This window comes from Actinomycetospora atypica, from assembly GCF_042653685.1.
Lineage (GTDB): Bacteria > Actinomycetota > Actinomycetes > Mycobacteriales > Pseudonocardiaceae > Actinomycetospora > Actinomycetospora atypica.
Map to the genome: position 1 here is coordinate 69333 of NZ_JBHSIV010000005.1, position 25121 is coordinate 94453.

Below are 25121 nucleotides of genomic sequence, written 5' to 3' on the forward strand. Positions count from 1 at the left end.
CTCAGCGCCCGAGGAAGCGGGCCGTCCTCTTCTCGGCGAAGGCGGCCCGCCCCTCGGCGTAGTCGTGGGTCGCGCCGTGGACCTGCTGGGCGTCGGCCTCCTCGCTCAGGGCGTCGGCGAGCCCACGCTGTGCCGCGGCGCCCAGGGTGCGCTTGATGGAGGCGAGGGCCACGGTCGGGCCGGCGGCGAGGCGCTCGGTGAGCGCGACGGCCCGGTCGAAGGCCTCGTCGGGCGGGTGCACCGCGGTGAGCAGACCCCAGTCGAGGGCGCGGTCGGCGGGGAGCTTCTCGGCGAGCATCGCCAGCTCGGCCGCCCGCGTGAGCCCGACCCGCTCGGCGAGGAAGGTCAGCGCCCCGCCGTCGGGCATCACCCCGATCCGGGCGAAGGCGAGCAGGAAGTAGGCGTCCGACGCGGCCACGAGCAGGTCGCAGGCCAGGGCGAGCGACGCCCCGAGGCCCGCGACCGCTCCGTGGACCATCCCGACGACCGGCTTGGGCGCGGTCCGCACGGCGAGGATCACCGGGTTGTAGATCTCGCGCAGGCGGCCCGACAGATCGGGTGTGCCGTCGGCGGTGGTCTCGCGGGCGTTCTTCACGTCGGCCCCGGCGCAGAACGACCGGCCGGCGCCACTGATCAGGATCGCGCGCACCGCCGGATCGCCGGCGGCGTCGGTGACGGCCTCGAGCAGTTCGCGCCCCATCGCCGGGGTCCACGCGTTCAACGACCCGGGCCGGTGCAGCTGGATGTGCCGGGCGCCCGCGAGGTCGGCGACGCGCACATCGTCGTACGGGGGCGTCACGCCCGGACCGGCGCGGCGGCCGGGAACCGGGCCGCGATCTCGTCCACGACGAGCTTCGCGGTCTCCGCGCACGCGGTGGTGCCGCCGTTCGCGTACTGCTTCACCGCGTCGCCGACGTTCCACAGGTTCGGCACCGGGGTGGTGTGCGGGATGTCGAAGCCCGCCACCGCGCGCTGGGGCGGCCAGCCGTCGCGCCACACCGTGGTCGACAGGACGCGGGCGTCGGCGAAACCGGGGACGTGCTCGTGCAGGTCGGCGTGCAGGAGCTCGGTCTCCTCGGCCTCGTCGAACGGGCCCGTCGCCGGCTGCGGGACCGACGTGCCGTTGTAGAGGTGCCAGCCCTCGGGCGCCATCTCCGGGCACGTGGCGGTGAAGTTCGCGACGTAGGCCATGCGCCGGCTCTTCGCGAAGCTCAGCAGCCCGGGCGCCTCGACCAGCGGCTCCCGGCTCGCGAAGTTCACGACGATCATCGCGCAGGGATCGGTGTCGACGGTCGCCACGTAGTCGGCCGCCAGCCGCTCGCGCCCGACGAGGTCGGCCGTCGCGGCCGGTCCGACGTCGCTGACCGCGAACCGGCAGGCCACCTCGACCCGCTCGCCCGGACGGGCGACGGTGGCGCCGCCGACCTCGCCGGACTCGTCGAGGCGCAGGTCGACGACCTCGCTGTCGAGCCACACCTCCCCGCCGTTCCCGACGACGACGTCGGCGAGCGACTGCCAGATACCGATCGTGCCCTCGGGGCAGAAGCCGAACTTCTTGAAGGCGCTCTTGCGGGTGAAGTAGGTGAGGAAGACCTGGGCGGGCAGCTCCTCGGAGCCCACCGCGAACACCGAGCCGCACATGTTGCGGAAGATGCCGTGCACGTTCTCGTTGCTCGTGTACCGGCGGATCCACTCCGCGGTCGACAGCGAGCCGGTGGGCATGCCCTCGTCGGTGCGCGCGGCGCCGAGGCCGTCGAGCAGCTTCGCGCCCTGGCGGGTGAGCTTGGAGAGCAGGAAGCCCCAGCCGCCCCCGGTGACGTCGACGTCCTTGCCGCCGATCCGGTACAGGATCGGGGGCTTCGGGCGGCGCACGTCGAAGCGCGCCCCGACCTCGGCGAACGTCTCCTCGGTGATGCCGCCGAGCTCGATGACGATGGCCCCGTTGTTCACGGTGAACCCGTCGATCACCTCGCTGGAGGCGCGGCCGCCGACCCGGTCGAGGCGTTCGACGACGAGGGTCCGGTAGCCCTGGTGCGTCAGGCGGGCGGCCGTGAACAGCCCGCCCGCTCCCGCGCCGATCACGAGCGCGTCGAACCGGTGCTCCGGCGCCATGGGTGTCCTCCTCGTCGACGTCATGTTTTAATCGAGATTAGAACAAGCGGTCGCGGAGCAGCAAGGAGCGCCGATGAGGACCTTCGCCGGGGTCGACGAGGTGGTGGCCTCCGTCGGGGAGTCGCTCGGGCCGGGGGAGTGGGTGGAGGTCGACCAGAAGACCGTCGACACGTTCGCCGACGCCACCGGGGACCACCAGTGGATCCACGTCGACCCGGAGCGCGCCGCGCAGGGGCCGTTCGGTGGGCCGATCGCGCACGGCCTCCTGACGCTCTCCCTGCTGCCGGTGCTGCTCGGAGGGCTCTACCGCATCGAGAACGTGCGCATGGGCGTCAACTACGGGTTCAACAAGGTCCGCTTCCCGGCCCCCGTGCCCGTCGGGTCGCGGGTCCGGGCCACCGCGACGGTGGCCGAGGCGACGCCGCTCGACGGCGCCGTGCAGGTCGTGTTCGCCACGGTCATCGAGATCGAGGGCTCGACCAAGCCCGCCTGCGTGGTCGAGAGCGTCGGCCGCTTCTTCGTGTAGTGCCCGCGGAACAAGGGAGATCGGGATGTCGGGAGTCGAAGGACGCGTCGTCGCCGTCACGGGCGCGGGCAACGGGCTCGGGCGCGAGTACGCCCTGCTGCTCGCCGCGCACGGCGCGCGCATCGTCGTGAACGACCTCGGGGGCGCGCGCGACGGGACGGGCGCGGCCAGCACGGCCGCCGACGCCGTCGTCGAGGAGATCCGCGCCGCCGGCGGGGAGGCCGTCGCGAACCACGACAATGTCGCCGACGAGGCCGGCGGGGCGCGGGTCGTCGCCGACGCGGTCGAGGCCTTCGGGCGCATCGACGGCGTCGTCGCGAACGCGGGCATCCTGCGCGACGGCGCCTTCCACAAGATGGGCGAGGCCGACTGGGACGCCGTGCTGAAGGTCCATCTCTACGGCAGCTTCCACGTGGTCCGCGAGGCGTGGCCGCACTTCCGCGAGCAGCGGCACGGGCGGGTGGTGGTCGCGACGTCGACCTCGGGCATCTACGGCAACTTCGGCCAGGCGAACTACGGCGCGGCCAAGGGCGGGCTGATCGGACTCGTCCGGACCCTCGCCATCGAGGGCGGCCGCTACGGGATCCTCGCCAACGCAATCGCTCCGATGGCCGCGACGCGGATGACGGCCGACATCGCACCCGCGGAGGTGCTCGAGAAGCTGGGGCCGGCCCACGTCGCCCCGGTGGTGGCCCACCTGCTCGGCGACGAGTGCACCGACTCGGGCTCCGTGATCGTCGCGGGCGGCGGCCAGGTCCACCGGGTCGCCCAGTTCCAGAGCAAGGGCGTGACCTTCGCCGACGTCCCGACCCCGGAGCAGGTCACCGACCGCTGGGCCGAGATCACCGACCTGTCCGGGGCCGTTCCCGGCGTGAACCCGGTCGGGTGAGAGGCGTGCGCGAGGCCGTGATCGTCGACGCCGTCCGCACTCCCGTCGGCCGGGGCAGGGCGGGCGGCGCCCTCGCCGCGGTCCACCCGATCGACCTGCTCGCCGGCACGCTCGAGGCCCTCGTCGAGCGCACCGGACTCGACCCGGCGCTCGTCGAGGACGTCATCTGCGGGTGCGCGCAGCAGGTCGGCGAGCAGTCCGGCAACATCGGGCACAACGCGTCGCTGGCCGCGGGCTTCCCCGAGACGGTGCCCGGCACGACGATCAACCGGCAGTGCGGCTCCAGCCAGCAGGCCGCCGCGTTCGCCGCCCAGGGGGTGATCGCCGGGGCCTACGACGTCGTCGTCGCGTGCGGGGTCGAGTCGATGAGCGCCGTGCCGATCGGCAGCTCCCGCCCCACGAGCCGGGGTGAGCGCACCGCCCGGCGCTACCCCGAGGGCCTCGTCAACCAGGGCGTCTCGGCCGAGCTCGTCGCGCAGCGCTGGAAGCTCGGGCGCGAGGACCTCGACGCCTACGCCGCCGAGTCGCATCGCCGCGCCGCCGAGAGCTGGACGTCCGGCTTCTTCGACGACGAGGTGGTCCCGGTCGTCTCCAGTATCGGCGAGCACCGCACCGACGAGACGGTCCGGGGCACGACGACCGCCGAGGGCCTCGCCGGGCTGCGGCCCTCGTTCCGCACGGACGAGATGGCGTCCCGCTTCCCGGAGATCGACTGGAGCATCACCCCGGGCAACTCCTCGCCCCTGACCGACGGCGCCTCCGCGGTCCTGATCATGGACGCCGACCGCGCCGAGGCCCTGGGCCTGCGGCCGCGGGCCCGGTTCCACGCATTCTCGGTGGTCGGCGACGACCCGCTCCTGATGCTCACCGGGCCGATCCCGGCCACCCACAAGGTGCTCTCCCGCGCCGGGCTCACGCTCGACGGGATCGACGCCTACGAGGTCAACGAGGCCTTCGCGTCGGTGCCGCTGGCCTGGCAGCGCGAGTTCGGTGCCGATCCTGCCCGGCTCAACCCGCGCGGCGGCGCCATCGCACTCGGCCACGCCCTGGGCTCGTCGGGAACGCGGTTGCTGGTGACCCTGCTGCACCACCTCGAGGCGACCGGCGGCCGCTACGGCCTGCAGACCATGTGCGAGGCCGGCGGCATGGCCAACGGCACGATCATCGAGCGGATCTGAGGACGCGATGCACGTCGGGATGGGGCTGTTCTTCCAGGGCCTGGAGCCGGGGCGCGACGACCACGACGTGGTCCGCGGCGGCCTGGCCCTCGCCGACCAGGCCGAGCCGCGCGGGTTCGACTCGATCTGGACCGCCGAGCACCACTTCACGCGCTATCACATGATGCCGAACCCGGCCCAGCTCCTGACCTACCTCGCGGGCCGCACGACGAGGGTCCGGCTCGGCACGATGGTCATGGTGCTGCCGTGGCACGACCCGGTCCGCGTGGCCGAGGAGATCGCGTGGCTCGACTCGGTGTCGGGCGGACGGGTGGTCCTCGGTCTCGGGCGTGGCCTGGGGGCGATCGAGTTCGACGACTTCCGGCTCGAGATGGGGGAGTCGAGGCAGCGGTTCGTCGAGTACGCGCACGCGATCTCCGGGGCCTTCGAGTCCGGCGCGATCGAGTTCGAGGGTGAGCTCTACCGGCAGCCCCGCGCCGAGCTGCACCCTCCGGCGTTCACCTCGTTCCGCGGGCGCACCTACGCCTCGGCGGTGTCGCCGGAATCGGCCCGGATCATGGCGACGCTCGGGTACGGGCTCATGCTCATCGCGCAGAAGCCGTGGGAGGTGACCGTGCGGGAGACCGCGGAGTACCGCGAGCTCTTCCACGAGATCCACGGCGAGGACCCGCCGGCGCCGGTGCTGGTCAACTTCACCACCGTCGACCCCGACCCGGGCCGCGCCCGCGAGCTGCACGAGCAGTACGCGACGGCCTACGCGCGCTCGACGATCGAGCACTACGGGTTCACCGACCCGCGGCTGGAGACCGTCCCGGGCTACGAGTACTACGCCGGGCTGCGCCGGAACATCGAGAAGCACGGGCTGCCCGCGTTCAACCGGTTCCTCGCCGACCTGCAGATGGGCGGCACGCCCGCGGAGCTCGTCGAGCAGACCGTCGAGCGGGTGCGTGCGCTCGGCGCCGGCGGCGTGCTCAACCTGTTCGCCTTCGGCGGCATGCCCCAGGAGGTCGCGCAGCGCTCGCTCGACGTCTACGTCGAACAGGTGCTCCCGCAGTTGGCGGCAGTCGACGCCTTCCGCGACGTCGGGCGAGTGCTTCAGAGGGCCCAGATCTAGAGGGCGTAGCCGCCGTCGACGTTCACCGTCTGGCCGGTGATCCAGCCGGCCCGGCCCGAGACCAGGAAGCGGACCACCTCGGCGACGTCCTCCACGCGCCCGAAGCGGCGCAGGGCGAGATTGGCCCGCGCGGTGGCCAGCAGTTCGTCGGTGTAGTCGCCCCGCGCGACGAGCTCGCGCCACATGCCCTCGCCCTCGAGCAGACCGACCCCCACACAGTTCGCCCGCACGCCGTAGCGGCCCTCCTCGGCGGCGATCCCGCGGATCGTCGCCGCGACCGACGCCTTGGGCGCCGACGAGAGCATGTCCTTCTTCGAGTAGCGCTCCACCGCGGGCGTCACGAGCGCGACCATCGATCCCTGCGTGCCACGCAGGACCTCGATGGACGGGTGCAGCAGGTTGTAGGCGGCCACGGTGTCGCCCAGGATCTGCTCGCGGTACTGAGCGGGGGTCACGGCCGAGATGTAGCGCATGGGGATGTGCGGTCCGGCCGCGTACACCACAGCGTCGAAGGGAGCCGCGTTCCGGACGACGTCCGCGGTCGCCTCGGCATCGCACAGGTCGACCTGCACGGTGATCGCCTCTCGACCGGCCGCCTCCACCTCGGCGGCGGCCAGCGCGGCGGCCTCGGCGCCGTGCCGGTAGGTCAGGACCACGTCCCGGCCGTCCTCGGCGAGCGCCCGGCACACGGCCCGCCCGATCCCGCCCGAACCGCCCGCCACCAGTGCCCAGCGTCCGCCCATCGCCCTATTCTAATCTGCATGAGAAACACGGGGCCGCTGTCGGGCGTGACGGTGATCGAGCTGGCCGGGATCGGGCCAGGTCCGTTCGCGGCGATGCTGCTCGCCGACCTCGGGGCGGACGTGATCCGGGTGGACCGACCTTCTGCGCCCGCCCCCGCGGCCGACGTCCTGGGCCGCGGGAAGCGCTCGGTCGTCCTCGACCTCAAGCGCCCGGAGGCCGTCGAGGCACTGCTCGCGCTCACCGCGACCGCCGACGTCCTCATCGAGGGCAACCGGCCCGGGGTCACCGAGCGCCTCGGGGTCGGGCCCGACGACGTGTGGGCCCGCAACCCGCGGCTGGTCTACGGGCGGATGACGGGGTGGGGCCAGGACGGACCCTGGGCGCACACCGCCGGCCACGACATCGGCTACCTCGCCCTCACTGGCGCCCTGCACGCGATCGGCCCCGCCGACGGCCCGCCGGTCCCGCCGCTGAACCTCGTCGGTGACTTCGGGGGCGGCTCCACCTACCTGGTCATCGGTGTCCTCGCCGCCCTCGCCGAGGCGGCCCGGACCGGGCGCGGCCAGGTCGTCGACGCCGCGATCCTCGACGGCGCCTCCCACCTGCTCGCGGCGATCCACCAGCTGCTCGGCTCGGGCCGGTGGACCGACCGACGCGGGTCGAACCTGCTCGACGGCGGCACCCCGTACTACGCGGTCTACGAGACCTCCGACGGCAACCACATGGCGGTCGGGGCGCTGGAGCCGAAGTTCTACGCCGAGTTCGTCCGGCTCCTGGGCATCGACGTCGACCCGGCCGACCAGCAGGACCGCGCGCAGTGGCCGGCGCTGCGGGCCGCCATCGCGACGGCGTTCGCCTCCCGGACCCGCGACGAGTGGGCCGCGGTGTTCGACGGGACCGACGCCTGCGTCGCACCCGTGCTCGGGCTCCGGGAGGCGGCGTCGCACCCGCAGGTCGCGGCCCGGGGGAGCGTCGTCGAGCACGACGGCGTCCTCCAGCCCGGCCCCGCGCCCCGTTTCTCGAGCCACCCCGTCCCCGGCGGCGTCGCGTCGTCGCCCGTGCCGGGAGCTGACTCGCGCGAGGTGCTCGCGGCTGCCGGTCTCGACGCGGACGCCCTGCTCGCGGCCGGGGTCAGTCACCAGGCCTGAGCCCGTGGACCGAAGGACTCCGCCGCGACCGTGTCCGATGGACACGGTCCCCGCGGAGTCCTCGGGGTGCCCGACCGACAGCAATCCGATGATCAGCGGGCCCTCGTCCGGCTCGCGAGGGCCGGTCGTGCCCGACGAGGATCCTCTCGCGCCTGCGGCACAGGGATCTTCCCCGAGAATGCTCCTCCATATTTGTTCTCTTCCCGCGGCAGGTCGTATCTGTCGTAGGTTAGATCTTGGTGAACCGGTAGTGGAGACCGGAGCGGTAGCGCGGGCGCTCACCGTGCAGGTTCCAGACCACAATGATCGGACCGTTCGCGCCGTCGCGAATGCTGGTGACGTCTCCGCGCACCCAGCGACGATTCGCGTCGTTCCTGCCGATCTCGCCGCTCACCTCATCGCCGACGGCGAGCAGCCGTCCGTCCGCTCCAGGAACCAGACCACAGAAAGCGCTCACGTCGTATCTCCCCCGTTGTGTCGATCCGGACGCACCGCACGGGGCATCGCGGGACGATGCGACGTCGTTACCGGCGCCGACTCGGGCGCTGCGGTCTGCTGCTTTCTTCAGTAGCCGAGCCAGACGGCGTCAGTGACTGTCACCTCGAGGGCGTGTTCGACGATCACGAAGTAGACGAGACCGGAGCCACGGGAAGTGTCGAAAGAGAGGAAGCGGAACTGTCCGCTCGGGTTCGACCGATTGACGGGCCTGCTGTTCCACGGTGTCAGTTCGAGGACAGCCAGGACCTCGTCGAAGCGGGCTCGGGCATCATCGGGCCACTCGGCGACCTGCTCGGCGACGGCGAAGGCGTCAGCCGCGTAGGCCACCTACGCGCCCGCCCTGGTCCGGGTCACCTCGAGCGGCTCGTCGTCGGGAGCGGGCTCGCCGGTGATGAGCTCGGCCGCGCGCCGGATGTTGCGGGCGAAGCGCTCGGGGTCGGCCTGCAGCGCAGCGATGCCGCGCCAGTGCTCGAGCATGTCCAGGACCTCGGTGAGGTCGAGGTCGACGCGGGCCCGCTCGACGAGCGTGTCGTACTCGGCGAGGAACTCGGCCCGGTCCCGGTCGAGAAGGGACGCCGCGATCGCGCGAGGGGATGCACCAGGGGCGAGTGGCTCACGGGACTGTCCCGGGTCGCCGCCGGGCTCGGGTGCGGTCACGAGGTCACGGTAGCGCTCACCACCGACACCGTGGCCTCGTTCGGACCGAAGGCTCCGTCGGGGACCGTGTCCGATGGACACGGTCCCCCCGGAGCTGTTTGCGAGACCGAGAGCGGCTGGATGATCAACAGGCCCTCACGAGGCTCGCGGGGGTCCCTCCAGCCCCGTGAGGGTCCTCTCGTGCCGAACCCCGATCAGACCAGCTCGCGCAGCTCGCCGCGGCCCGCGGCCTCGGCGAGGCGGAACTTCTGCACCTTCTGCGTGGGCGTCATCGGGAACTCGTCGACGACGAACCAGCACGCCGGGATCTTGTGCGGGGAGAGCCGCTCGCGGCAGTGCGCGACCAGCTCGTCCCGGAGCCCGGCCGACGGCTCGCCGCGCAGCCGGACGACCGCCGCGACGATCTCGCCCGCCTGCTCGTCGGGCAGACCCACCACCGCGACCGCGGCGACGGCCGCGTGGGCGTCGAGGCAGTTCTCGATCTCCGGCGGGGCGATGTTCTCGCCCTTGCGGATGATCAGCTCCTTGAGGCGGCCGGTGAGCCGGAGGTAGCCGCGCTCGTCGAGGGCACCGAGGTCGCCGGTGTGGACGAAGCCGTCGGCGTCGACGGTGGCCGCGGTCGCCGCGTCGTCGTGCAGGTAGCCGATCATCTGCTGGTAGCCGCGGGCGCAGATCTCGCCGGGCTCGCCGAGCGGGACGACCTCTCCGGATGCCGGGTCGACGATCTTCACGTCCACGTGGGGGAGAGGCCGGCCGACGGTCTCGAGCTGATCGGCGTGGGCGTCGTCGGGCCGGGTCGCGGTGAGGACGGGTGCAAGCTCGGTCTGCCCGAAGAGGTTGATGACCGAGGCCCCGAAGACGTCCTCGGCGGCCTGGATCATCGTCGGGGAGACCGTGGCGGCCCCGCCCATCGCGACCTGCAGGGTCGGTGCGGGGGAGTCGGAGGCGCGCTGGGCCTCGAGGAGGGCCCCGAGGACCGCCGGCACGTAGAACAGCACCGACGCCTCCTCGCGGCGCAGGAGGTCGAGGACCGAGTTCGGCTCGAACTGCTCGACGAGCACCTCGGTGCCGCCCACGACGAGCGGCCCGAGCGTGCCGATCACGCAGGACGCCGTGTGGAACATCGGCAGCGGGTTGACGCAGACCGCCCCGGACGGTGCTCTCGCGGCCTCCATCGTCAGGTGCGCGACGTTGACCAGGGACCGGTGGCGCAACAGGACGCCCTTCGGGTTCCCGGTGGTGCCCGAGGTGTACTGCAGCATCACCGGCGCGGACGGGTCGGTCGGCTCGGCGGCGACCACCGCGTCGTCGGGCGCCTCCGCCCGCCAGCGCGACGTCTCGGCGAGGCTGACCCGTGTGAGTCCGGCGGCGTCCGCGACCTCGCGCGCCACCGCGCCCATGTCGTAGCCGCGGCTGGCGTCGGCGTGCAGGAGCACCGTCGCGCGGCAGTGCCCGAGGGCGTACTCGAGCTCCGGGCGGCGCAGCACCGGGTTGAGCGCCACGAGCACGACCCCCGCGAGCGCGGCGCCGTACTCGATGACGGGCCACTCGACGACGTTCGGCGCCCAGAGCGCGACCGGCTCCCCGGGGGCGGCGAGCCCGGCGAGCGCGGTCGCGACGCACCGTGCCTCCGCGAGCAGCTCCGCGCGTGTCAGGCGGACGGGCTCGCCGTCGCCGTGGCGGGTGCCCACCAGCGCGAGCCGCTCCGGGTCCTCGGCCGCGCGCCGGGCGAGCAGCGCGCCGACGGTCTCCTCCAACAGGGGCGGCGTCGTCGTACCGGGCAGGAAGGAGGTGGTCATCGTCGACTCCGTCTCAGTGGCTGGGTCAGGGCGAGCGGCGGAGCTCCCGGAAGGGGACGTCGCGGTCGGTCGCCGGCTCGCGGGGCAGCCCCAGGACGCGCTCGCCGAGCACGGTGCGCTGGATCTGCTCGGTGCCCCCGGCGATCGAGAGCGACGGGGCGTAGAGCTCGCCGTAGGCCCAGAGGTCGCCGTCGGGCTCGGCGGGGTCCCAGGCGACGGCGTCGGGCCCGGCGATCTCGTGGGCCAGTGCCGCGATCTGCTTCGCCAGCCGTCCGGCGGCGAGCTTCCCGATCGAGGCGAGGGAGCCGGGGTCGCGCCCCACCCGCACCTCGCGGGCGATCCGCCGCGCGAACAGGTCCACCTGCTGCTCGGCGACGTAGGCGTCGGCGACCCCGCGGCGGACGATCGGGTCGTCGGCGCGGCCGTGCCGCCGGGCGAGCTCGACCACCGCGGCGAGCGTGACGGGCGAGCCGATCGGGCTGTCGGCCAACGCCACGCGCTCGTTCGCCAGCATGAGGGTCGCGGCGCGCCAGCCGTCGTCGACCGCGCCGACGACGTCGTCGGGGCCCACCGCGACGTCGTCGAGGAAGACCTCGTTGAACTCCGCGTCGCCGGTGGCCTGCCGCAGCGGGCGGGTGGTGACCCCGGGCGCGGCCATGTCGACGACGAACATCGTGATGCCGCGGTGCTTGGGACGGTCGGGGTCGGTGCGGGCGAGCAGCAGGCCGCGGTCGCTGTGGTGGGCGTAGGTGGTCCAGACCTTCTGGCCCCGGAGCCGCCAGCCCTCGCCGTCGCGGACCGCGGAGGTCGAGAGCGCGGCGAGGTCGGAGCCCGCCCCGGGTTCGGAGAAGAGCTGGCACCAGATCTCGTCGGCCCGCAGCAGGGGCGGGAGGAGGCGCCGACGCTGCTCCTCGGAGCCGAGCGCGAGCAGCACCGGGCCGCACATGCCGATCCCGATGGTGAAGAGGGCGGAGAACGTCTCGAACCCGGCCGCCTCCTCGTCGAACACCTGCCGGTACTCCGGGCCGAGCCCGAGGCCGCCGTACTCCACCGGCCACGTGATCCCGACGAGGCCCGCGTCGGCCAGTGCGCGCTGATGGGCGCGGCCGGCCGCCACGTACTCGCCGGGCTGCCGCGACCGGCTCGGCGCACTCCCGGCGGGACACCCGGACGAGGCGAACCACGCGGCGCAGCGGCGGCGGAAGTCCTCGGGGCTCACGAGCGCTCCCCGGCGGTGGTCGGGACCAGCCCCGCGTGGGTGGCCAGCGCGTCGGCGTCGGCGCTGCCGCCGAACAGCACGGCGGAGGCGCGGGCGCGGCGGAAGTAGAGGTGCAGGTCGTGCTCCCAGGTGTAGCCGATGCCCCCGTGCACCCGGATCGCGTCGCCGGTGAGCTGGGTGAACGCCCGCGAGCAGGCGACCCGGGCCGTGCGGGCCACCGCGTCGAGGACGGACGGGGGCGTCGCCGGGTCGGCGGCCAGCGCGACGGCGTGCTGCTGGGCGGAGCGGGCCAGCTCGAGCTCGATCAGCATGTCGGCCAGCAGGTGCTTGACGGCCTGGAACGACCCGATCGGCCGGCCGAACTGCACCCGCTCCCTCGCGTAGCCGGTCGAGAGCTCCAGCACCCGCTCGGCGCCGCCGATCTGCTCGCAGGCCACGAGCACGGCCGCGAGCGAGGCGATCCGGTCGGCCGCGCCGGTGGAGAGATCCAGGCGCCGTGCGGGGACGTCGTGGAGGTCGAGGTGGGCCTGGCCGCGGGTGAGGTCCATGGTCGTCAGCGGCGTGCGCCGGACCCGGTCGTCGGTCAGGTCGACGACGAGGCCGTCGCCGACGAGGACCAGCAGGTCGGCGGAGTCGCCGTCCGGGACGTGACGAGCAGCCCCGTCGACGAGGCAGCCCAGGTGCACCGTCGCCCGGCGGTCGCCGCGGGCCAGGGCGGGCAGCGCGCCGTCGCGCCCGGCCTCCAGGGCGAGGCCGGCCACGACGGTCGTCAGGAAGGGGGAGGGGAGGTTGGCGCGCCCGATCTCCTCGAGCACCACGGCGAGCTCGACGATGCCGTAGCCGACGCCGCCGTCCTCCTCGGCGATCGCGAGGGCGGGGAGGTCGAGGTCGACCATCCGCCGCCACAGCGCCTCGTCGTACCCGCCGGCCTCGATCGTCGCCCGGACGCCTGCCTTCTCGACCAGGGCCCGTACCGAGGCCCGGAGTTCGTCGTGCTCCTGCGCGTAGACCACGGCCGCCCCTCCCGACGGCTCTGAATCTACATTAGAAACAGGAGCAGGTCACGGGGTCAGTCGGGAGCGGTGGTCGACTCGTCGACCTCGCCCTGGTCCTCCGGGTCGAGGTCGACGTCGAACACCGCGCCCGACTCGGGCTCCGGCTGCTCCTCGCCGGGCGGGGTGTCGTTGGCGTACCCGCTGTCGAGGCGGTGGTCGGGCCCGCCGAGCACGCGCTCCTCGAGGGCGTCGACCGCGGCCTCGGGGTGGTGGCGGGCGCGGTCGGGGTCCAACGCGTCGTTCTCGGTGCTCACGGGGTGGCGCTCCTGGGGGTCATGCGGCGTGGTGCCGCCGGGTCTGGGGCTGGGGCTGGGTCAACAGCGTCCGCAGTTCGGCGATGAACCGGTCGGGCTGCTCGACGTGGGGCAGGTGGCCGCAGGCGGGGAACATCGCCAGGCGGGCCCGGGGGAGCCTGCCGGTCGCCGCGCGGGCGTGGTGGGCGGGCAGGACGAGGTCCCACGCCCCCCAGACGACGAGGCTCGGCATCGTCAGGGTGTGGAGCTCGCCGAGCAGGACCTCGCGCTGACCGGCCACGTTGAACAGGGCCCGGGAGAGCGCGGTGGACGCCTCGAGCTGCCCGGGGCGACGACCCATGGCGTGGGCCTCGCGGAGGAAGCCGGCGGGGGCGCGCCACGGGCGGGCGAACAGCATCGCCATCGAGAGCACCGTGCGCTGCACGTGTCCACCGGGCAGACGGCTGAGCTGGATGGCCCACTCGCCCACGCCCGGGAGCGTCCCCAAGGCGATCAGCGGGTTGACCTCCCGCCCGAGCCCGGCCGCGGCGACGAGCGTGAGGGTCCGCACCCGCGACGGGTCGGTCAGGGCCAGGTGGAGGGCCACCGCGCCGCCCATGGAGTGCCCGACCAGGTCGACGTCCCCGATGCCGAGGGCGTCGAGGAAGCCACCGACCGAGCGGGCCAGGTCGCGGGTGGCGGCGTACCCGTCGACCGGGACCTGGGTCCGCTCGTGGCCGGGCAGGGTCACGGCGATCACGCGACGGTCCTCGGCGAGCGCCGGCATGACACGGCGCCAGGTGGTGGCGTCCTGCTCGTGCCCGTGCAGCAGCACGAGCACCGGACCGCTGCCGGCCTCGACGTAGCCGACGTCCTCGCCGTCCACCCTCACCCGGCGCTCGGGCAGGACGGGCCGGGCGGACCGCTGACGGGGTACGAGTGCGCTCACGATCGACATCGGGTGGCCCCCTGAGGCTCCGGGAAAGCGGTGAAGGAGTCCTCGAGGGCTGGGACGGCTCCGCGGGGGTTGTTACCCCGTCCCGCGCCCGGGGAAGCGCGACCGTGCGGTGACCTCGGCCCCGTGCCGTCCCCGCAGGGCCTCGAAGCCCCGGACCCAGCGCCGCTGCCACGGCGTCTGCACGGCGCGGTGGTGGAAGTGCTTCCGGGTCCAGCCGACCGCGTGACTGGCGGGCAGGCCGTCGAGGATCGCCAGGCACGCGACGACGGTCCCCGTGCGTCCCTTCCCGGCCCGGCAGGCGGTCTCGACGTACTCGCCGTCGCGGGCCCGGGCGTGGAGGTCCTCGATGGCGCGCACGGCGACGAGCGGGTCGCGGGGCAGCCCGAAGTCGGGCCACTCGAGCCGGTCGTGCTCCCAGGCGGGGTGGTAGTCGACGCCGAGGTAGAGCCCGAAGTCGGGCTCCCGGCCCGCGGGCACCCGGTACTGGACGCCGCGTCCCCGCACGACGGTGCGACCGGGCAGCACGAGGCCGCCGCGCCAGTCGTCGGGGGACTCGCTGCGAGGGGACATGCGCCCCATCCTCCCCGGCGGAGGAAGTGCGCCGTCGCACGGTCGGTCCGGGGAAAGGTGGGTATCCGAGGTTATGACGCGCTTCGAAAGAACTCCTGGCGATCACCGGTGACGGCGGGTAGTTCCGCACTGCACACCGAGGGCCCCCGCTGCGTGTGCTCGCCCGAGACCGGCGCGGACGACCGGCTCGGCGTGCGGGCGCGGATGGGTGCGGAGCCGTCGGCGGTACGGACGCTGCGCCGTCGGGTGCGGAGTTGGCTCGAGGAGATCGGCGCCGACGAGGAGGCCGCGGAGTCGATCCTGCTGGTCGTCGACGAGGCCGTCACCAACGCCGTGGAGCACGCCTGTCCCGGGAAGAAGTGCGACGTGGAGCTCGTCGTCGGCTCGCGGGCCTGCGGACGCGGGCTCGCCGTGATGGTGGCCGACACCGGCGAGTGGCAGCCGCCCGGCGACCCCGGGTTCCGCGGCCGCGGCCTCGGGATGATCCGGCGGATCGCCGAGCGCAGCGCCATCGAGACGAGCTACGAGGGCACCACCGTGCGCATGTGCTGGGCCGAGCCCGCGGTCCCCGGCGTGCACTGAGTCATCTCGTCCCCGCTACATGAAGTTGCGGGTGTGCAGCGCGGACAGCTCGGCGGCCTCGTCGGGCGGGAACCCGAGGCGGGCGAGGCGTTGACGGCGCCCGTCGTCCATGGCGTGGTGGAGGTCCTGGACGGCGTCGTACCCCCGGGCGACGGCCTCGGGCGTCCAGTCGCCCGCGGCCAGCACGACGAGGGCGTCGAAGACGTCGGCGTTGAGCCCCGCGGTGTCGACCAGGGCGTCGTGCCGGCGCTCGATCGCGGCCCGCAGCTTGCCGGGCAGGGTCGGGTCGCGGTGGGACTGGTGCTCGAGGTGGGCGACGCCGAACGCGACGTGGCGGGCCTCGTCGATCCGGGCGAGGTGGGTGATCCGCGCGGTGACGGGGTCGGGCGCGTGGCGCTCGAGGAAGGCCAGCAGGGCGAGGAAGCTGCCCTCCCCGAGCACCGAGAGCAGGAACGTCGCCAGCGAGAAGTCCGGCTCGGCGAGCAGCGTCGCGAGCGAGGACCGGCCTCCGGCGGAGGAGGTGCCCATCTCGGTGCCGTGCAGCAGGGCGCGGCGGGTGAACACCTCCATGTGCCGGGCCTCGTCCGCGGCCTGGACGGCGAGGAGCTGCTGGACCTCCCGGAAGTGCGGGTGGACGCGGGCGAGCAGCCCGGCCGGCACGACGATCGCGGCCTGCTCGTTCTCGACGAGGTAGGTCATCACCTGGACGACGGCTGCCTCCACGTCGGGCGGCACGGGCACCTCGGGTCGGGCGTCCCAGTCGACGGCCGTCGCCGGGTCCCACTGGGCGGCGGCCGCGTGGGCGTAGAGCCGCGGCGCGAGGTCGGCCCACACCACGTCGCGGTCGTCGAGGTCGAACCGTCCCACCGGGCCGCCCGCCTCCACGAGGGCACCGCGCGCAGCGAGGCCCCACCGGGCCGGTGGCCGGGCGACGATGCCGTCGACCCCCGGGCCGCCCGCCCGCTCGGCCCCCGCCCACCGGTCGGTGTCGGCCGACCCGCGGACGAGCTCGAACACCGCGCTGCGGTCGGGACTCGTCGTGAAGCGGTGTCCCCGCCTCCGAGCCCAGGCCCGCAGGTGGACCCCGAGGGCCGGGTCCCCGCCGGTCACCACCACCCGGCCGCCGACCGGCACCGCGCGCAGGGCCCGGTCCACCAGGAGGTGGGCGCCCCGCTCGAACCCCAGGAACCCGAGGTCGAGCGGAGCGGACCCTGTCACGGTGCGTACTCCGCGGCGGTGACCGCGCCGTCCGCGTCGTAGAACCCGACCTCGTCGACCGCCCGGGTCAGCGGGCCGAAGCCGCTGGTGCGGCCGGGCACCCACTGCGTGAGGCCCTCGAGGTCGAGCAGCGGCCGGACCTCCGGGTCGGCGTAGGACATCGACTCCAACAGCCGGACGAACTCGGCGGCCTCCGCGGCGGGCGCGGTGTCGACGACCGCCATCGTGCAGTGGTCGTAGACCGGGGTCTGCGCCAGCACGCGGGTCGACCCGGCGGGCAGTGTGCCCTCCTGCCCGAAGAGCAGGTGGTTCCCGTCGATCATGCACGCGGCGTCGACCTCGCCGGCCACCAGCGCCCGCGCCGCGTCGCGCTCCCCGCCGACGTGGTCGCCGTGCAGGCCGACGCCGACGTCGAAGCGCTGCACCCGCAGGTCGGTCAGCCCCTCGCCGCGCAGGAACGACAGCGGGATCAGCGTCGACTGCGGGGAGTCGACCGCGCCCACCGCGACCGTCGACCCGGCGAGGTCGGCCACCGACCGGGCGGGGGAGTCGGCGCGGACCACCACCACCGAGGTCAGGTCCTGGTCGGTGTCCCGCATGACCGCGGAGGTGACCCGGCGACCGCGGGCGGCCGCCAGCCGCTCGCTCCGGATCCACGCCAGCGGCGAGTTCCAGGCGGCGTGGACGTTGCCGGCGACGAGGTCCTCGACCTGGCTCTCGTAGTTCGAGTAGAGGACGTAGTCGAAGTCGAGGCCCTGGGCGCGCAGCCAGCGGCGGAACCCGTCCCAGATCGTGACGACCTTGGGGTCGTAGGCGACCCCGCCCATCCGCAGCGTGGTCATCAGGCACCCCCGAACAGCGGCAGGCCCAGGGTGGCCCGGCCGACGAAGTCGTTCAGCGCCTCGGTGGTCGGCGCCATGACCCGGGCGGCCATGGCGTCGCGGTAGCGCCGTTCGATCCCGAGCTCCTTGCGGAACGCGGCGCCCCCGCACAGGCGCATCACCCCGTCGGCGACGTCGGAGGCGGCCTCCGCGGACACCGTCTTGACCTGCAGCACCCGCAGGGTCGCGTCGGGCCGGCCCGACCCCAGCGCCGCGAGCGTGTCGGCGAGGAACGCGCGCGTGGTGTCGACCTTCGTGCGCAGCGCGGCGAAGGCGAGCCGGGTCGGCGCCTGCTCGGCCAGCGTCTGGCCCAGGTGGTCGAGCCGGGCGGTCGTCAGGTGGGTCGCGGCCTCGTCGATCAGCGCCTCCATCAGCCCCAGCGACACGGCGGCGTTCCCGACGAGGAAGGTCGGCAGGGCGGTGCCGAGGGCGACGTCGAGGCCCGCGCCGTCGTCCGCGAGCCGGGCCGAGGCGGGCACCACCGCCCCGTCGGCGCTCATCGGTGACGAGCCGTTCCCGCGCAGGCCGAACCCGTCGAACGAGCCGGCCACCGCGATCCCCGGGGTCGCGCCGGGCACCAGCCACAGCGTCATCGGGCCCTCGGCCGACACCGGGCGGCTCGACCAGACGTAGCTGTCGGCCTCCCCGGCGGAGGTGACCCAGCTCTTCGCCGCGTCGAGGCGGACACCGTCGTCGACGGCGGTCGCGGTGCTCACGGGCGCCCAGAAGTGGCTGCGGGAGCCGCGCTCGGAGAAGGCCAGGGTCGAGAGGTGCGTGCCGCCGGCGATCTCGCGCCGGACGTCGTCGGGACCGTGCGGTTCGATCACCGACACCGCGGCGAAGTGCATCAGCGTCACCATCGCCGTCGAGGCGTCGGTGCGGGCGATGGTCTCGAGGACGGCGGCGACGTCGGCGAGCGACCCGCCCGCCCCGCCGACCTCGGGGGCGCTGAGCAGGCCGAGCACGCCGGCGCCGGCGAGGGCCTCGACGTCGGCGCGGGGGTAGGTGCCGGTGCGGTCGACCTCGGCGGCGGCGGGGGCGACGGTCTGCTCGACGACGGCGGTGGCCGCGTCGAGCACCTCGGAGGTCGTGGGCGCAGCAGTGAGGGACAAGGGGACTCCTCGTGAACGCGGGTGACGATCACGGCGGAGCCCGGGCCGCACCCGCTACCGGGGTGCCGCCGGCCGCCGTGACCGGGAGGACGCCGCCCGACCGGGCGGCACGACGACTGCTCAACGGCGGTGGAGCACGGCGTCCTCCTCCCCGTGGCCGGCGCGGCCCGCGGTCCGGGGCCGCGCCCATCCTGTGGCCACGACCGGATCAGGACAAGGCGAGGCCCGAGCTCACGGCGGGGTGACGGCCACGTCCAGGAGGCGGCAGGCGAGCCGGTGCAGCCGGGCCACGGCCGCCTCGGGGTCGGGATCGGGTGCGGTGAGGTGGCTCAGCGTGGCCCGCACGAGGATGTCGACGGCGTCGTCGAGCTGGGCGGCCGGCAGGCGCGGGCGGCGTGTCCGGATGTGCGTCGTGAGCAGCAGCCGCGCCCGCGCGATGATCGGGGCGCTGCCCGTGGTCAGCAGTGGGAGCAGGGTGACGTCGCCGTGCTCGGCGTCGAGGACCGCCGCGAGGAACGGGTGCCCCTCGCGCGCCCCGACGGCGACCCGGAGGGCGGCGAACAGCCCGGCCTCGAGGTTCGGGGCCCCGGCCAGGGCCTCGCCGACCCGGGCGATGAGGCGGTCCGCCTCGTGGGCGACGAGCGCGCTCGCCACCCCGTCCTTGTCGCCGAAGACGCGGGCGAGCGCGGAGCGGGAGATGCCCGAGACCCGGGCGAGATCGGCGATCCGCACCCGCTGCCAGCCGTGCTCGGCCGCTGCCGCGGAGGCGGTCTCGAGGACCCGGGAGCGCAGGAGCTCCCGGTACTGCTGGTGCAGCCCGGACGCCCCGCTCACTGGTGGGGTCCGGACGGGTCGGATCGGGCTCTGGCGGGTGGTGCGAGGTGGCGAGGTCATCGCCGGGCTCCCGTCATCGACGACGTCGGGCGCGTTCACTTCCACCGCGTGTATCGGGTGTGAAGCGCTTGCCGTTACCGAACCGCGACAAAGTGGTCCGGACCTGCGACGACGCCGGTCAGGCGTCCGGCTCCTCGACGAGCACCGCCCCGAGACCGCACGCCCGGACGACCCGGTGCACGGCCCGGGAGAACCGGGTGAGGACGACGGTGTGCCCGGCCGCGGCGGCGCGCTCGCGGGCCCGCAGCAGCACGGCGAGCCCGGCCACCGAGCAGAAGCCCAGGCCCGACAGGTCGAGGGCGACGACCGTCGGCGGGGCGACGCCCAGCTCGGCGTCGAGCCCGGCGGCCAGGCGGGGGGCCGTCAGGCCGTCGAGCTCGCCGGCCACGACCACGCGGACGACGCCGGGTCGCGGGTGCGCCACGTCGACCTGCAGGTCGTCGGGAAGGGGGATCTCGCCCAGCGTCACGCGGATCCTCCGCCTCCCGGGTCGTCGCACCATCGCCGTGGGACGCCGGGCCGCCGCCGATCCTCACGGGCGGCCCGCGTGACGTCGGTCATCCGCCGGACGGGTCCCGCGGCCGGTCGTCGGGTACGCCCGGGCGATGCCCCCGACGTCTCAGGAGTCCCGATGACCGAGCCCGACGCCACCACCGTCACCGTGGCGGCCAGCAGCATCCCGGGCGAGTTCCTCGTGCCCGACCTCGTGGAGCGCTTCGCCGCCGAGCAGCCCGAGTTCACGGTGACCACCGAGGTCACCGACTCCGCGGGGGTGTTCGCCGCCCTGCGCGACGGGCGCGCCGACGTCGGCCTCGCGGGCGCCGAGCCCGACGACGACGACCTCGTCGCCGAGGTGGTGGCCGCCGACGAGATCGTCCTCGCCGTGCCTCGGGGGCACGCCCTCGACGGCACGGGGCCGGTGAGTGTCGCGCAGCTCGCCGCGACGCCGCTGGTGGAGCGCGAGGAGGGCTCGGGCACGCGCCGCTCCTTCACCGACGCCCTCGCGAGCCGCGGCACCCCGCTGATCACCGACCAGCAGTGGACGATCCGCGACACCAACGAGGGCCTCATCGAGGCCGTCGCCGCCGGCGAGGGCGTCGGGGTCGTCAGTTCCTGGGCGCTCCGGAGCCACGGCCGCGACGACGTCCGGGAGGTCCGCGTCGAGGGCGATCCGGTCGAGCGCTGCCTCTACCTCGTCCTGCGCCGCGACGACGACCTCCCCGCCGCCGCGACCACGTTCGTCGCCCTGGCGCGGGAGGCGACCGGGGCCTGAGGACTCCCGTCGGGCGCGGTCGTGCGGGATCGTGGCTCCGTGCCGGACGACGTGCGGATGGAGCCCGCGGCGACCACCAAGTGGCAGCCGGCGCCGGAGCGGCTGGCCCCGCCCACCACCGGGGTCGACGACCTCTACGTCATCGGCCACCTCGGGATCGCCCGCGTCCCCGGGCACTCGTGGCGGCTGCGGGTGCATGGGCGCGAGTTCACGCTCGACGAGCTCCGGGCCCTGCCGGGCACCGAGGTCCAGGCCGTCCTGGAGTGCTTCGGCAACCCGCTGCGTCCCGACGAACCCGTGCGCCGGGCCGGGAACGTCGTGTGGCGCGGGGTGCCGGTCGCGACCGTCCTCGACCTGGCCGACGCCCCGGAGGGGCCGCTCCTGTGGGCCGAGGGCGCCGATTCCGGCGTCTTCGACGGCACCCCCTGCTCCGAGTACCTCAAGGACCTGCCGCTCGACGTCGTCCGCGACCGCGGGGTGCTCGCGTACGAGTGCAACGGCGAGCCCCTGACCGCCGAGCACGGCTTCCCCGTGCGGCTCTTCGTGCCCGGCTACTTCGGGACGAACAACGTGAAGTGGCTCCGCTCGCTCACCGTCGCCGACCGCCGCCCCGAGCACCTGTTCACGACGACGCTCTACCAGCGCGTCCCGCCCGGCGGCGGCGACCCGGAGCCGGTCCGGGACCTCGACGTCACCAGCCTCGTCACCGACGTGCACCGCGAGGGCGCGACGGTGCGGGTGACCGGCTGGGCGTGGGGCTCGGCGCCGGTGGTGGGGGTCGAGGTCGGTCTGGGCGGTCGGTGGGCGGAGGCCGCGCTGTCGGCCCCGGTCGGCGGGCCCCACGGCTGGCGGGGGTTCACGACGACCGTCGTGCCCGGGCCGGGCGAGGACGTCGTCGTCGTGCGGGCCCGGGACGACGCCGGTCGTCGGCAGCCGCTGGAGGGCGTGCGCAACGCGTGCCACGCGGTGCCGGTGCCGCTCTAGACTCGGTGACCATGATCCTGGTGGCCTCGGCGTTCGTCTGGTCGCACTACCCGGGCCTGCGCGCCGGGCGGGTCTACGCCGGCAAGTCCGACATCACGCGGCACCCCACCGGCGAGACGCACGTCGTCGACGGCCCCGACGCCGCCGAGACCCGCTGCGGCCTGCCCCGCGCCGGGTTCACCCACGAGTTCCCCGCCGGCACCGCGCCCGACAAGCGCGCGGAGTTCTGCCCCACCTGCAGCCCCGCGTGACGTCCCGCAGCACCCGCGGCCAGCTCGCGATCCCGGGCGGCCGCTTCGCGATGGGCGATCACTTCGGCGAGGGCTACGCCGCCGACGGCGAGCACCTGGTGCACGACGTCCGGCTCTCGCCCTTCCACCTCGACGCCACCGCGGTCACCAACGCGGCGTTCGCGACGTTCGTCAAGGCCACCGGGTACGTCACCGACGCCGAGCGGTGGGGCTCGTCGGCCGTGTTCCACCTGGCCTTCCACGGGGATCGCGCCGACGTCCTGACGAGCGTCGAGGGCGCCGGCTGGTGGCTCGGGGTGCGCGACGCGTGCTGGCGCCGCCCGGAGGGCCCGGGGTCGGGGGTGGGCGACCGCGCCAACCACCCGGTGGTCCACGTGTCGTGGAACGACGCGCAGGCCTACGCCGCCTGGGCCGGGAAGCGTCTGCCCACCGAGGCCGAGTGGGAGTACGCCGCCCGCGGCGGGCTCGAGGGCGCCCGGTTCCCGTGGGGCGACGAGCTGCGCCCGGGCGGGCGCTGGCCGCTGAACATCTGGCAGGGCCGCTTCCCCACGCGGAACACCCTCGAGGACGGGTTCCTGACGACCGCCCCGGTCAAGTCGTTCCGGCCCAACGGCCACGGGCTCTGGCAGATGGTCGGCAACGTCTGGGAGTGGTGTTCCGACCGGTTCGACCCGGAGGCCTACCGGCACGCGGCGCCGGTCGACCCCACCGGCCCCACGGAGGGCCACGCCCACGTGATGCGCGGCGGGTCGTACCTGTGCCACGAGTCGTACTGCTACCGCTACCGGGTGGCGGCGCGGTCGTCGAACACCCCCGACTCCAGCTCGGGCAACCTCGGCTTCCGGTGCGCGAGCTGAGCCGGCCGACCTACTGCGCCGCCATGATGCGGCGGTAGCGCCCGCCGTCGTCGGGACCGTCCTCGGACTCCCAGAGGTCGATCCGCACCGTGTGCACGGTGCCCGTGAACTCGTTGCCGACCGCGGGGTAGTCCTCGCTCACCGGGGTCCCGAGGTCGACGCCCACGTCGAGGGTCTCGTCGAACGAGAAGTAGTACGCCACCGTCGCGTCGACCGTGCCGTGCGCGACCTTGACGCCGTCGACCGAGAGCACGGCCTCCCCGCCCCGGCCGAACCCGCCGCCGTCGTAGCAGAAGTCCATGCGGATCTCGTGACGCCCGGGCGTCATCGGCTCCTCGGCGCGCAGCGTGTGCACGGTGATCCCGAAGTAGTTGTAGACGTAGCAGGCGCGGCCCCCGACGCAGTAGAGCGCCCAGCCCCCGAAGCGCCCGCCCTGCGCGACGACGACGCCGTCGGCGTCGGCGGTGTCGAGCCCCCCGACCTCGACGTCGGCCACCACCGAGTGCGAGGTGTTCTTGACGTTCGGCGTCGTCTCCTCGGTCAGTCGCCGGGTCCGGCCGTGGTACGTGATCGACCGGCGGTCGCCGAGCAGGTCGAGCCGGCCCGCGAGCCGCGGGTTCTCCCGCTCGGTCACGCGGTCGTCGAGCGGGAACACCTGGTACTTCGAGGCCTCGATGAGGAACAGCTCCTGCAGCGCCGCGAGCCGCTCCGGGTGCTCCGCCGCCACGTCGTGGGCCTGGCTGAAGTCGGTGCGGATGTCGTAGAGCTCCCAGACGTCGTCGCGGAACGAGCGCGGGCCCGTCGGCACCATGTCCCAGGGGACGCCGTGGCGGGTCACCGCGGTCCAGCCCTCGTGGTAGATGCCGCGGTTGCCGCACATCTCGAAGTACTGGGTCCGGCGGCGGTCCGGGGCGGCCGGCGCGGTGAACGTCTCGCGCATGCTCACGCCCTCGATGGGCTTCTGGGCGACGCCGTCGACCGAGCCCGGCTGGGGGATCCCGGCGCAGTCGAGGATCGTCGGGAGCACGTCGATGACGTGGTGGAACTGGTCGCGCAGCCCGCCGCGGTCGGTGATGCCCCGCGGCCAGTGCACGACGAGGCCGTCACGGGTGCCGCCGAAGTGGGAGGCCACCTGCTTGGTCCACTGGAACGGGGTGTTCATCGCGAGCGCCCAGCCGACGGGGGCGATGGGGTAGCTCGCGGGCCCGCCCAGCTCGTCGATCCGCCCGATCATCTCCGCGGGGTCGTCGACGATGCCGTGGCCCAGGCGGTGCTCGACGAGGGTGCCCTCGATGCCGCCCTCGCCGGAGGCGCCGTTGTCGCCGAGCAGGTAGACGAACACCGTGTCGTCGAGCTCCCCGAGCTCCTCCAGCGCGGTGACGAAGCGCCCCAGCTGGGTGTCCGCGTGCTCGGTGAAGCCCGCGAAGGTCTCCATGAACCGCGCCCCGAGCGCGCGCTGGTCGTCGCCGAGCTCGTCCCAGTGCGGCACGCCCTCGGCCCACGGCGCCAGCTCGGCGTCCGGCGGGACGACGCCCATCTCCTTCTGCCGGGCCAGCGTCCGCTCGCGCTCGGCGTCCCAGCCCTCGTCGAAGCGGCCGCGGTAGCGCTCGGGCCACTCCGGCTCGACGTGCAGCGGCGCGTGCGACGCCCCGAAGGCGAGGTAGGTGAAGAACGGCCGGTCGGGCGTCATGGTCCGCTGGGTGCGCACCCAGTCCACGGCGTGGTCGACGAGGTCCTCGGAGAGGTGGTAGCCGGGCTTCCGCGGCGGGTCGATCGGGGTGGTGCCCTCGTAGAGGAGGGGCGACCAGTGGTTCATCTCGGCGCCCATGAAGCCGTAGAAGTGGTCGAAGCCCTCGCCGGTGGGCCAGCGGTCGAACGGCCCGACCGGGCTGATCTCCGACGGCGGGGTCTGGTGCCACTTGCCGAACGCGGCCGTCGAGTACCCGTTGGCCTGCAGGGTCCGGGCCATCGTGGCCGCGCTGCGGGGCCGGTAGCCGGTGTAGCCGGGCGCTGAGGTCGCCATCTCGGTGGTGCCGCCCATGCCGACCGAGTGGTGGTTGCGGCCGGTCATCAGCGCCTGGCGGGTGGGGGAGCACAGGGCCGTGACGTGGAAGCGGGTGTAGCGCAGCCCGTCGGCGGCCAGCCGGTCGGCCGTCGGCATCCGGCACGGACCGCCGAACGCGCTGGAGCTGCCGAAGCCGAGGTCGTCGAGGACGACGACCACCACGTTCGGCGCGGCGTCGGGGGCGGCGGTGGGCCGGACCGGCTCGAACGCCCCGATCTGCTCGTCGATCCCGAGGGCGGTGACCACCCCGGCGGGCACCTCCGGCTCGGGCAGCACGTGTCGGCCCCCGCTGAACCTGCTCATC

Annotated in this window: 28 protein-coding genes; 10 read left to right on the plus strand and 18 right to left on the minus strand. The window is 74.3% G+C overall.

The window, feature by feature from the left end:
* Position 1: 1 nt before the first annotated feature.
* On the minus strand, positions 2–799 hold the full coding sequence (locus ACFPBZ_RS06240) for an enoyl-CoA hydratase-related protein (protein ID WP_378035151.1): 798 nt from the start codon (positions 797–799) through the stop codon (positions 2–4).
* Positions 796–2112, minus strand: a complete 1317-nt coding sequence (locus ACFPBZ_RS06245) for a phytoene desaturase family protein (protein ID WP_378035152.1) — start codon at positions 2110–2112, stop codon at positions 796–798. Before ACFPBZ_RS06245 ends, ACFPBZ_RS06240 begins: the two co-directional genes overlap by 4 nt.
* A gap of 73 nt (positions 2113–2185) precedes the next feature.
* Here ACFPBZ_RS06245 and ACFPBZ_RS06250 point away from each other — a divergent pair, with 73 nt between their 5' ends.
* Genes ACFPBZ_RS06250 through ACFPBZ_RS06265 form a run of 4 tightly spaced genes read left to right on the plus strand, consistent with a single transcriptional unit; the run spans position 2186 to position 5819 of the window.
* Complete coding sequence (locus ACFPBZ_RS06250; protein ID WP_378035153.1) at positions 2186–2638, plus strand: MaoC family dehydratase; 453 nt, start codon at positions 2186–2188, stop codon at positions 2636–2638.
* A gap of 25 nt (positions 2639–2663) precedes the next feature.
* On the plus strand, positions 2664–3527 hold the full coding sequence (locus ACFPBZ_RS06255; RefSeq protein WP_378035154.1) for an SDR family NAD(P)-dependent oxidoreductase: 864 nt from the start codon (positions 2664–2666) through the stop codon (positions 3525–3527).
* Positions 3528–3532: 5 nt separating this feature from the next.
* Positions 3533–4705 carry a thiolase family protein gene (locus ACFPBZ_RS06260; RefSeq protein WP_378035155.1) on the plus strand — a complete coding sequence of 391 codons (1173 nt, stop codon included), beginning with the start codon at positions 3533–3535 and terminating at the stop codon, positions 4703–4705.
* A 7-nt stretch (positions 4706–4712) separates the two neighbouring features.
* The gene (locus tag ACFPBZ_RS06265) at positions 4713–5819 is read left to right on the plus strand and encodes an LLM class flavin-dependent oxidoreductase (RefSeq protein WP_378035156.1); all 1107 of its coding nucleotides are present in this window, start codon (positions 4713–4715) and stop codon (positions 5817–5819) included.
* Here the strand turns inward: ACFPBZ_RS06265 and ACFPBZ_RS06270 are convergent.
* Positions 5816–6562: an SDR family NAD(P)-dependent oxidoreductase gene (locus tag ACFPBZ_RS06270; RefSeq protein WP_378035157.1), complete on the minus strand. Its 747-nt coding sequence runs from the start codon at positions 6560–6562 to the stop codon at positions 5816–5818. The genes ACFPBZ_RS06265 and ACFPBZ_RS06270 overlap by 4 nt on opposite strands.
* An 18-nt stretch (positions 6563–6580) precedes the next feature.
* On the opposite strand from ACFPBZ_RS06270, the gene ACFPBZ_RS06275 reads away from it, so the two are divergent.
* Positions 6581–7711: a CaiB/BaiF CoA transferase family protein gene (locus ACFPBZ_RS06275; protein ID WP_378035158.1), complete on the plus strand. Its 1131-nt coding sequence runs from the start codon at positions 6581–6583 to the stop codon at positions 7709–7711.
* Positions 7712–7940: 229 nt separating this feature from the next.
* Here the strand turns inward: ACFPBZ_RS06275 and ACFPBZ_RS06280 are convergent, their stop codons facing one another.
* From ACFPBZ_RS06280 to ACFPBZ_RS06320, 9 genes are all read right to left on the minus strand, one after another.
* Positions 7941–8168, minus strand: coding sequence for a hypothetical protein (locus ACFPBZ_RS06280; protein ID WP_378035159.1), 228 nt, complete (start codon positions 8166–8168; stop codon positions 7941–7943).
* Positions 8169–8275: 107 nt separating this feature from the next.
* The gene (locus tag ACFPBZ_RS06285; RefSeq protein ID WP_378035160.1) at positions 8276–8536 is read right to left on the minus strand and encodes a hypothetical protein; all 261 of its coding nucleotides are present in this window, start codon (positions 8534–8536) and stop codon (positions 8276–8278) included.
* Entirely contained in the window at positions 8537–8866 is a 330-nt protein-coding gene (locus ACFPBZ_RS06290; protein WP_378035161.1) for a DUF6247 family protein, read from the minus strand.
* Positions 8867–9060: 194 nt separating this feature from the next.
* The gene (locus ACFPBZ_RS06295) at positions 9061–10665 is read right to left on the minus strand and encodes a class I adenylate-forming enzyme family protein (RefSeq protein WP_378035162.1); all 1605 of its coding nucleotides are present in this window, start codon (positions 10663–10665) and stop codon (positions 9061–9063) included.
* A gap of 25 nt (positions 10666–10690) precedes the next feature.
* Positions 10691–11884, minus strand: a complete 1194-nt coding sequence (locus ACFPBZ_RS06300) for an acyl-CoA dehydrogenase family protein (RefSeq protein WP_378035163.1) — start codon at positions 11882–11884, stop codon at positions 10691–10693.
* Entirely contained in the window at positions 11881–12897 is a 1017-nt protein-coding gene (locus ACFPBZ_RS06305) for an acyl-CoA dehydrogenase family protein (RefSeq protein WP_378035164.1), read from the minus strand. Before ACFPBZ_RS06305 ends, ACFPBZ_RS06300 begins: the two co-directional genes overlap by 4 nt.
* A 56-nt stretch (positions 12898–12953) precedes the next feature.
* Positions 12954–13193 carry a hypothetical protein gene (locus ACFPBZ_RS06310; protein WP_378035165.1) on the minus strand — a complete coding sequence of 80 codons (240 nt, stop codon included), beginning with the start codon at positions 13191–13193 and terminating at the stop codon, positions 12954–12956.
* Between the two features lie 19 nt (positions 13194–13212).
* Positions 13213–14121, minus strand: coding sequence for an alpha/beta fold hydrolase (locus ACFPBZ_RS06315; protein ID WP_378035166.1), 909 nt, complete (start codon positions 14119–14121; stop codon positions 13213–13215).
* An 81-nt stretch (positions 14122–14202) separates the two neighbouring features.
* Positions 14203–14700, minus strand: coding sequence for a protein-tyrosine phosphatase family protein (locus ACFPBZ_RS06320; RefSeq protein WP_378035167.1), 498 nt, complete (start codon positions 14698–14700; stop codon positions 14203–14205).
* A 108-nt stretch (positions 14701–14808) separates the two neighbouring features.
* Here ACFPBZ_RS06320 and ACFPBZ_RS06325 point away from each other — a divergent pair, with 108 nt between their 5' ends.
* Positions 14809–15282 (plus strand): ATP-binding protein, encoded by a 474-nt coding sequence (locus ACFPBZ_RS06325; RefSeq protein ID WP_378035168.1) that lies wholly within the window; start codon positions 14809–14811, stop codon positions 15280–15282.
* A gap of 15 nt (positions 15283–15297) precedes the next feature.
* On the opposite strand, the gene ACFPBZ_RS06330 is transcribed toward ACFPBZ_RS06325, so the two are convergent.
* The 5 genes from ACFPBZ_RS06330 to ACFPBZ_RS06350 all read right to left on the minus strand — a co-directional run bounded on the left by ACFPBZ_RS06330 (position 15298) and on the right by ACFPBZ_RS06350 (position 19856).
* Positions 15298–16500, minus strand: coding sequence for a ferritin-like domain-containing protein (locus ACFPBZ_RS06330; protein ID WP_378035169.1), 1203 nt, complete (start codon positions 16498–16500; stop codon positions 15298–15300).
* Positions 16497–17342 carry a phosphate/phosphite/phosphonate ABC transporter substrate-binding protein gene (locus ACFPBZ_RS06335; protein WP_378035170.1) on the minus strand — a complete coding sequence of 282 codons (846 nt, stop codon included), beginning with the start codon at positions 17340–17342 and terminating at the stop codon, positions 16497–16499. The genes ACFPBZ_RS06330 and ACFPBZ_RS06335 overlap by 4 nt, the downstream gene beginning before the upstream one ends.
* Positions 17342–18493 (minus strand): acyl-CoA dehydrogenase family protein, encoded by a 1152-nt coding sequence (locus ACFPBZ_RS06340; RefSeq protein WP_378035171.1) that lies wholly within the window; start codon positions 18491–18493, stop codon positions 17342–17344. Before ACFPBZ_RS06340 ends, ACFPBZ_RS06335 begins: the two co-directional genes overlap by 1 nt.
* A gap of 231 nt (positions 18494–18724) precedes the next feature.
* On the minus strand, positions 18725–19327 hold the full coding sequence (locus tag ACFPBZ_RS06345) for a TetR/AcrR family transcriptional regulator (protein ID WP_378035172.1): 603 nt from the start codon (positions 19325–19327) through the stop codon (positions 18725–18727).
* A gap of 178 nt (positions 19328–19505) precedes the next feature.
* Positions 19506–19856, minus strand: a complete 351-nt coding sequence (locus ACFPBZ_RS06350; RefSeq protein ID WP_378035173.1) for an STAS domain-containing protein — start codon at positions 19854–19856, stop codon at positions 19506–19508.
* A gap of 162 nt (positions 19857–20018) precedes the next feature.
* Between ACFPBZ_RS06350 and ACFPBZ_RS06355 the strand changes: the two genes are divergently transcribed.
* Genes ACFPBZ_RS06355 through ACFPBZ_RS06370 form a run of 4 tightly spaced genes read left to right on the plus strand, consistent with a single transcriptional unit; the run spans position 20019 to position 22752 of the window.
* On the plus strand, positions 20019–20660 hold the full coding sequence (locus tag ACFPBZ_RS06355; protein ID WP_378035174.1) for a LysR substrate-binding domain-containing protein: 642 nt from the start codon (positions 20019–20021) through the stop codon (positions 20658–20660).
* A 39-nt stretch (positions 20661–20699) separates the two neighbouring features.
* Complete coding sequence (locus tag ACFPBZ_RS06360; protein ID WP_378035175.1) at positions 20700–21644, plus strand: molybdopterin-dependent oxidoreductase; 945 nt, start codon at positions 20700–20702, stop codon at positions 21642–21644.
* 11 nt (positions 21645–21655) lie between these two features.
* Positions 21656–21895: a hypothetical protein gene (locus ACFPBZ_RS06365; RefSeq protein WP_378035176.1), complete on the plus strand. Its 240-nt coding sequence runs from the start codon at positions 21656–21658 to the stop codon at positions 21893–21895.
* A 50-nt stretch (positions 21896–21945) separates the two neighbouring features.
* Positions 21946–22752 (plus strand): formylglycine-generating enzyme family protein, encoded by an 807-nt coding sequence (locus ACFPBZ_RS06370; RefSeq protein WP_465251508.1) that lies wholly within the window; start codon positions 21946–21948, stop codon positions 22750–22752.
* Positions 22753–22762: 10 nt separating this feature from the next.
* On the opposite strand, the gene ACFPBZ_RS06375 is transcribed toward ACFPBZ_RS06370, so the two are convergent.
* Positions 22763–25120 (minus strand): arylsulfatase, encoded by a 2358-nt coding sequence (locus tag ACFPBZ_RS06375; RefSeq protein ID WP_378035178.1) that lies wholly within the window; start codon positions 25118–25120, stop codon positions 22763–22765.
* Position 25121 lies beyond the last annotated feature (1 nt).